The organism is Spirochaeta dissipatitropha (assembly GCF_054657935.1).
Map to the genome: position 1 here is coordinate 63,691 of NZ_BAAHXT010000016.1, position 6,551 is coordinate 70,241.

The following is a 6,551-nucleotide window of genomic DNA, read 5'->3' on the forward strand; positions in this document are numbered from 1 at the left end:
CGATTGTTCCGGTGTGAGGTTTTAGAACCGGTAGAAAGCGGTGAAAGAGTCCGGGACTCTAAACCTTCCGGCGGAAGTTCTCGCCCCTGCTCAGCAGCACCAGGTACCCGGTCCAGATCTGATAGAACTCTTCGTGGGTATAAGTAGTCTTGCCGACAGTTGGATCGGGATCAGCTACCCAGACGGTATCCTTGCTGATTTTATATACGACAACAAAGTGATACTGCTGTTCCTTGGTGACATGGGCAATGCAGGGAACCGGCACCTCAGGAGTAAGACTGCCAGCTTCACCCTTAACTGCCTGTGCATTCAGATCCACCGTTGCGGCTGCCTGAATGAGGCCCTTGAGGTTGGTGCTGTTCCTGTCTGTCCCTGCCCGCTCCAGCATCTGCGTCATGGAGACCTGCCGACCAAAGTGGTTGGCGATCATCGCAATGCAGGCAGGCCCGCAGTCAGAGCCGTCGAATTGGGTAGTTAGTTTCATTTTAGTAATATTGATTCACTTACAACACAATACAATGTTCACCTACTCACAGAAATATATCATATACTCTTGCTCCAATGGGAGCCCCAATCAAAAGCCCAGTAAAAAACCTCTATCTATGGGAATAAAAAGCAAATAAAAAAGACAAATATATGTAGTAAAAATACTAAATTTCATCAATCTTTTTCCTTAAAAAGGAATATTTAATTTCTACTACAAATGGTACCCACACCAGTTTACAGAATGATCTTGAGAGGCACCCATTATTTGCTATCATTGAAAACGACTTTCCTGAATAGGATTACTGAAAAAGGTCCAATAAATAAAAAAGCACCTATACTATACAGTGCAATGACAACCCAACTGCCTGAATTCTTAGTCACACCCCATGAAAAAATAAGAAAACAAAAAAGTGCCGTAGGGACACCATTTATCACTAGAAATAAATATTTAATCATTCTTTTCCTAAAAACTATAAGACGGTTCAACATCTTTTCCTCCACATATTTTAATGATCATTTCAACTTTCTATCTGTTTACATTAAACAAATGCAAAATTACTGTTGTAAGAAAAAACCGGTACAAATTTCACAGTTTCCTCTTCGCACAAGCTAAGTTTGCTAAGTTGTTTTTAAACAGAACTTAAAAAAATATGATATGTATCGCTCGCCAGTCAGTCGAGCGATACAAACAATCGAAAAATTATCGTCCTCCGATTACTCTTTTTGCAATCTGGCTATCAATTGCAGCCCCTGTACCAGCAAGGGGGGTTGCAGCAACTGCAAAAACAGTAGCTTTAGCCACACATTTTTTTATCACCAGACCCTTGATTACACCTTTCTCCTGCTGCCCCTTGTGAAATGATTCCGGCAGCTGATGTGTGAGTAACATCTGTTCGTATTATTCAAACCTTCTCCCTTATATAGCGCATCTATTTCGCGACTTCAAGAATATTGCAGAAATTTATTCAGATAATTCGATCTGGCTTCTTCCTACGGCTGAAAATCGCACTTTCCGTTCTTCGGCTGAGGCATGCGCAGGGCGCCGAAGGCGGTCCAGGACGGGGGAACTCCGTTCGGGACGGGAGGCGATAGCCGGACTCCGGAGCTCGCCGACCCCGGCATGTGTGCAATAGGAATCAGCCATGGTGTACATATATATGACATTATCCATACGGATGCCGGGGGCAGCCCCAACTAGCTCCTGGTTTTCTGAACAGAAATCAGAGATAAGGGTAATAACAGCATCTACCTTCATGCTGAAACTCAAGAGCATATGCTGCCGCACTGCATCAAGTAATACCTGCATGAGGGTTATGAGTACCACACCAAGGCTGATTACATGCAGGGTCAGTCGACTTTCCGAGAACAGGATGTCATCAACCAGAAAGCGGAAGTACATGGCTCCGGCGATTCCAAGAATGGTCAGAACAATACTTGCCACAATGGTGTTGGCGATTGTTCCAGCGTGAGGTTTTAGAACCGGTAGAAAGCGTGTGAGCAAACATCCAGATCAACGGCCTCGGCAGCTGCAACAATTCCATTAAGATTTGTGCCTCTACGATCTGTACCAGCCAGATATCGCATTTTGGTAAGCGATACACGCTTACCAAAATGCGCAGCAACCATTGCAACACATGCTGGCCCACAATCGGAAGAATCAACCTGATAAATTATCTTCATTCTTCATTTTGATTTTTTTGAAATTCAGATATTACATATGGCAAAAAACACATAATTCCAAACGACATTGCAGCATAATAATAACGATATACAAAATAAAAATAATCATATTCTTTTGACGTAAACACAGATAATATTGGTATTACATTGAGTACAGTCAACAATAAACGGATAGTTAAATATTTCCTATTTTTTCCAAGATCATCTGTTCTATTCGTATTTAGCATTAAAAGAATAGCCTCGAACACTATTACTATAATACAAGCTAAAATCGTTACTTTTTCCAATGGAATTCGTCCATCATTAAAAGAAAGAAAAACCATTAATGTCGCCATCGGGAAGTATCTAGAAAATTTATTCATTATAATATCTCCAATTAATAGAATTAACTCTCGAGGAATATTCACAGAGTTCCCCGAGAGTTTACAATAGATAAAACCTAAAATGGATTAATGACCCATTTTATTGGCAATATCTCCAGTCACAAAGCTAACTGCCCCAAGTACTACAGCAGCCTTACCAAGCACTGGTACTACAGGAGAAGCTAATGCAGAGTAACCTGCTGCTCTACCTGTTTGATTAGACAAATTCCTTAAATCACTACCTATCTGATTCTTCTGATCAGATAGTGTCATTCTTCGTCATCCCAACCTTTGTTTTTTGCGCAATTGCTGCAACAGAAAGTGATATATTGCCCCAGCAACTACACTCACTGTCAAAAAACTACTATCAGTGATCCCAAGAGCAACAGCTGCTTTAGGCACAGGAGCTGACTTGACTGCTGATTTTGCAACGCCCGTCACAGTAGCACCAGCAAGAAGCGATACACTAAGCGATATGAGCAACATCTTCCCAGCTTCCACCATCTACAGCATAGCGGAATTTCAGATCAAACATGAAGTGGTCATAGAGCCTTTTGTCACTCAAGCCGAATCCAGATTTTAGGATTTCAAAAACCACCAGTATCCTCCAGCTTGAGTCCTTCAGACTGGCTAGTTTTACAACGACTTGGAAAAAATACTTCTCATTGCACCTGGAGGAACGGTCTTCAATCGTCAGTTACCTCGCACACCGACTTATCTATCCAGCATTGAAATTGTCTCCTATCATCAAATCTGTGCGTTTCATCCAGCCTTCTTTATATATTGGTATAAAGAAAACCGTTTTCGATAAACAAGCTTATAAAAAAATCTGTTAAATGGCTGTTTCCGACTGCGACAAAAATTTTACAAGAATCCAGATCATCTATATAATCCATCAACACTTTAATCCATTCAGATTCTCTTGTTTCTCTTAGTGCAATTTGATAGTCAGATAAACTATAGTCTTCTTCAGTCTCGATCAATCCAAGCATAATTCCCAGGGCAAAATACTCTTCTCTTGACGCTATTTCTCCTCTCATCCAGGACTGTTTCAACACATCAATACTATGTAAGTATGCTTCTACCAACTGGTTGCTTGAATATTTATTAGAAAAGAATTTCTCCATTTCAACAACAATTTCTTCTTGCTGTGCCTGATCCATAACTAAAAATGGATTAAGCGGATCCTCAAGAGCGAGAATCTTTATATCTTTTGCAGTTGCATATTCAACGAGAAATTCTTCAACGGAATGATTTTTTTTGAAACGGTCTCCAGCAAGTTCAGTAATTATTACAGGTAGAAACAGGGTAGGAAAAACCCAGGGTCTTGAGGCAAGGATCATCTGCCTAAATGAAGAATTTATTCTCGGGAAACTTAACATTGAGGATACAAACGCTTCTTGTCTGCTCTCATCCCATAAAGAAATATAGTCATTTACTGTCATTCGCCCATCATCATCCGGAAGAATGAGCTCCTGGAATAAATCTGCTCCAATTACATCCTCACCATCAGAAGTTAAATGTGATTTGCTTTCAAGAAAAATAACATCAGATGAATTAATATGATCAAAAATATTCTGCGGAAGATTATTCAATGCTACATACTCATCTTCAGTCAACAAATGGAAGGTCGGAAACAGTATCACTGTTATGTTGTCCCTATTCAGATATACGTATCTGGGAGATATTTGAGTTATGTTGTCATCATTCGTGCATGAGCATATATACGATAATAGCATCAGGCTTAAAAAAAATCTCATTGAAATCCAAGCATTGTGTTTTGAGGTGCAAATCATGCACCTCAAAGAAAAACATTTATTCATAGGAAAAGAACAAACAACCTACCAATGAGAGTGCCAATTGGTGTTCCAATATTCCAGGCAACTGTAACTACAAGTAAATATAAAAATAATTTTACAATGGGCTCCCAATTTTCCAGAATTAATTCATACTCTTCATCCCTATCTTTTAATGAAAACATAAACATACTCCATATAAAATAATAAGCTTAGAAAGCATTAGAGTGATAAAAGCACTATAAATGAAGCCACGCCACCTATAATTACGCCTACAAAAAAACCATAGAGAAGCAACTGCCTTTGAATAGTTATACCAAAGATTGTAATTGAATTATTACTTTGATTGTTCATCTGTTATCCACCATGTATTTCTATTTTTAATAGCGTAGCCATGTTCATACTTTTTTCTCCAGGAAAATATTACCCTACAAGTTCATTACAAGAACTATTTCCCTCCCATAAAGTTGAGGTCAATATTTATGACTGTATTATTCAAACCTTCCTTTTATATAGCGCATCTATTTCTCGACTTCAAGGAAATTGCTGAAATTTATTAAAATAACTCGATCTGACTTCTTTCTACGGCGGAAGCCGCGCTTTCCGTTCATCGGCTGTGGTATGCGCAGGGCACCAGAGGCAGTCCAGGACGGGGGAATCTAATAGAACTTCTCATGGGTATAGAAGCGCTTAGTGTATATGCGAATTCTCGTTTACTTGAACAAGCATCTGCAATGGTTTCTCAATACTACAAGGATACCATCGTGAGTCACCTTTCACCTTTCTCGTAATTCAGTTCTAATACAGGCATGTGAGAAACCAATAAAATCCAAGGAGAATGATAATCCTGTAAATTGCGATAGTCCAACTAGCATATTCACACGATCTTGTTTCTGCTGACGACTTAAACATTAAACCGCCATTATTTGTACTTATACTATCTGAGATAGAATATGTCTCAGTAGGAATCTCCTTCTGGCCCCACCCCCATCAACTTCCATCATTTCCTTCTCACTAACTTAAACCATGTTCTTGAATATAGGCGTTCAAGAATGCGACACGCTTACACAGAAATCCTTGAGATTGACCATACACCATTTATGATGTATCCTGGATAAGGAATGGAAAATCGTTTATTACGAAGATAAAGACGGCAGCTCAGAGGTTTTCCAATTCATTGATTCGCAGAAATTGAAGAACAGAGCCAAAATTATGAGTTGGATTTCAATTCTGGAAGAAAATGGCCCAATTCTTCCAAGGCCTTATGCGGATTTATTGCGAAATGAAATTCATGAGTTACGGGTAAAATTATCCGGGAGCCAAGTCAGGATTTTATACTTTTTTTGTTTCGAAGATTTTATTGTTTTGACACACTGATTTATCAAGAAATCTCTTCAGGAGGAATATGATGAAAACTTTTAAAACTCATTTGGAAGAATCCATAAAAGATGCTGACTTCAAAGCAGAATATTTTGAAGAAAAGAAACTTGCAGAAATTTCGTTGAGAATACAGGAAGCAAGAGAAAAATCTGGATTGTCTCAATTGGAAGTTGCCCAAAAAGCTCATGTTACACAACAACAACTATCAAAAATTGAAAACGGAAGAAATTGTAATATTATTACATTCTTGAAAGTCTGCAATGCCCTGAATTTAGATTTAAAATTCTCTCAGCATAACTTGGCGATTTAATTCATTGGGTTTAAAAACCAATTGAGCGAAGCTCAACGATGTCAGCGCGAGGTGAACGGTCACGCCGCTGATCAAGGCAATTGATCAAGGCATTCAAAGGGAATATGTAAACAGTGGTTCATTGCTTTTTCTCATGTCGAAAAATAGTAAAAATTTAAACATGACAAGATTGACGTGTCGATGCTGTCGACATATACTCGGAATAAGACAGGTACCTGTCGAAATATGGGTGGATAATGAACACAACCTGGGCACCAAATAAGCCATACAACCATCTCCCCTTGCTTCCTCCTCGGGGTGTTGAGTTGGAAACCAGAGCAGTGCTCAAGGCTTGTATTTCTGCCCGCACTGCTTTGGCCGAGTTGAAACAAGCGGGTGAACTGTTACCTGATCAAGGTTTGTTAATCAATATACTACCAATTCTTGAAGCCAAAGATAGCTCAGAAATAGAAAATATCATCACAACCACTGACAAGCTCTTTCGACATTTCCGGCACGAATCCTTGGCAGATGTTGCGACTCGAGAAGCCCTGCGGT

Annotated in this window: 12 protein-coding genes; 3 read left to right on the forward strand and 9 right to left on the reverse strand. The window is 39.4% G+C overall.

From position 1 onward, the window contains the following. Window positions 1–58: 58 nt before the first annotated feature. From ACYQ2L_RS15520 to ACYQ2L_RS15560, 9 genes are all read right to left on the reverse strand, one after another. Window positions 59–484, reverse strand: a complete 426-nt coding sequence (locus tag ACYQ2L_RS15520; RefSeq protein WP_460057617.1) for a cysteine peptidase family C39 domain-containing protein — start codon at window positions 482–484, stop codon at window positions 59–61. 702 nt (window positions 485–1,186) lie between these two features. Further along, a complete protein-coding gene (locus ACYQ2L_RS15525) occupies window positions 1,187–1,375 on the reverse strand; it encodes a hypothetical protein (protein ID WP_460057619.1) in 189 nt (62 codons plus the stop codon). A gap of 72 nt (window positions 1,376–1,447) precedes the next feature. After that, a complete protein-coding gene (locus ACYQ2L_RS15530) occupies window positions 1,448–1,927 on the reverse strand; it encodes a 6TM ABC transporter family protein (protein ID WP_460057623.1) in 480 nt (159 codons plus the stop codon). A gap of 32 nt (window positions 1,928–1,959) precedes the next feature. Further along, window positions 1,960–2,166, reverse strand: coding sequence for a cysteine peptidase family C39 domain-containing protein (locus ACYQ2L_RS15535; RefSeq protein ID WP_460057625.1), 207 nt, complete (start codon window positions 2,164–2,166; stop codon window positions 1,960–1,962). Then, the gene (locus ACYQ2L_RS15540) at window positions 2,163–2,528 is read right to left on the reverse strand and encodes a hypothetical protein (protein ID WP_460057628.1); all 366 of its coding nucleotides are present in this window, start codon (window positions 2,526–2,528) and stop codon (window positions 2,163–2,165) included. Before ACYQ2L_RS15540 ends, ACYQ2L_RS15535 begins: the two co-directional genes overlap by 4 nt. Before the next feature lie 87 nt (window positions 2,529–2,615). Continuing rightward, window positions 2,616–2,801: a hypothetical protein gene (locus ACYQ2L_RS15545; RefSeq protein WP_460057630.1), complete on the reverse strand. Its 186-nt coding sequence runs from the start codon at window positions 2,799–2,801 to the stop codon at window positions 2,616–2,618. Between the two features lie 193 nt (window positions 2,802–2,994). After that, window positions 2,995–3,126 carry a hypothetical protein gene (locus ACYQ2L_RS15550; protein ID WP_460057632.1) on the reverse strand — a complete coding sequence of 44 codons (132 nt, stop codon included), beginning with the start codon at window positions 3,124–3,126 and terminating at the stop codon, window positions 2,995–2,997. Window positions 3,127–3,304: 178 nt separating this feature from the next. After that, window positions 3,305–4,351 (reverse strand): TraB/GumN family protein, encoded by a 1,047-nt coding sequence (locus ACYQ2L_RS15555; protein WP_460057634.1) that lies wholly within the window; start codon window positions 4,349–4,351, stop codon window positions 3,305–3,307. Beyond that, window positions 4,348–4,509 carry a hypothetical protein gene (locus ACYQ2L_RS15560; RefSeq protein WP_460057636.1) on the reverse strand — a complete coding sequence of 54 codons (162 nt, stop codon included), beginning with the start codon at window positions 4,507–4,509 and terminating at the stop codon, window positions 4,348–4,350. The genes ACYQ2L_RS15555 and ACYQ2L_RS15560 overlap by 4 nt, the downstream gene beginning before the upstream one ends. Before the next feature lie 991 nt (window positions 4,510–5,500). Here ACYQ2L_RS15560 and ACYQ2L_RS15565 point away from each other — a divergent pair. The 3 genes from ACYQ2L_RS15565 to ACYQ2L_RS15575 form a co-directional block, all read left to right on the forward strand. After that, window positions 5,501–5,701 (forward strand): type II toxin-antitoxin system RelE/ParE family toxin, encoded by a 201-nt coding sequence (locus ACYQ2L_RS15565; protein WP_460057642.1) that lies wholly within the window; start codon window positions 5,501–5,503, stop codon window positions 5,699–5,701. 31 nt (window positions 5,702–5,732) lie between these two features. Next, window positions 5,733–6,014 carry a helix-turn-helix domain-containing protein gene (locus ACYQ2L_RS15570; protein WP_460057638.1) on the forward strand — a complete coding sequence of 94 codons (282 nt, stop codon included), beginning with the start codon at window positions 5,733–5,735 and terminating at the stop codon, window positions 6,012–6,014. A 236-nt stretch (window positions 6,015–6,250) separates the two neighbouring features. After that, on the forward strand, window positions 6,251–6,551 hold a 301-nt coding region (locus ACYQ2L_RS15575; RefSeq protein WP_460057640.1), incomplete at its 3' end, for a Fic/DOC family N-terminal domain-containing protein.

Bases quoted from the DNA above. Each gene is read 5' to 3' on its own strand.
- ACYQ2L_RS15520 (WP_460057617.1), bottom strand. From the start codon at position 484: ATGAAACTAACTACCCAATTCGACGGCTCTGACTGCGGGCCTGCCTGC.
- ACYQ2L_RS15525 (WP_460057619.1), bottom strand. From the start codon at position 1,375: ATGTTACTCACACATCAGCTGCCGGAATCATTTCACAAGGGGCAGCAG.
- ACYQ2L_RS15535 (WP_460057625.1), bottom strand. From the start codon at position 2,166: ATGAAGATAATTTATCAGGTTGATTCTTCCGATTGTGGGCCAGCATGT.
- ACYQ2L_RS15540 (WP_460057628.1), bottom strand. From the start codon at position 2,528: ATGAATAAATTTTCTAGATACTTCCCGATGGCGACATTAATGGTTTTT.
- ACYQ2L_RS15545 (WP_460057630.1), bottom strand. From the start codon at position 2,801: ATGACACTATCTGATCAGAAGAATCAGATAGGTAGTGATTTAAGGAAT.
- ACYQ2L_RS15555 (WP_460057634.1), bottom strand. From the start codon at position 4,351: ATGAATAAATGTTTTTCTTTGAGGTGCATGATTTGCACCTCAAAACAC.
- ACYQ2L_RS15560 (WP_460057636.1), bottom strand. From the start codon at position 4,509: ATGTTTTCATTAAAAGATAGGGATGAAGAGTATGAATTAATTCTGGAA.
- ACYQ2L_RS15570 (WP_460057638.1), top strand. From the start codon at position 5,733: ATGAAAACTTTTAAAACTCATTTGGAAGAATCCATAAAAGATGCTGAC.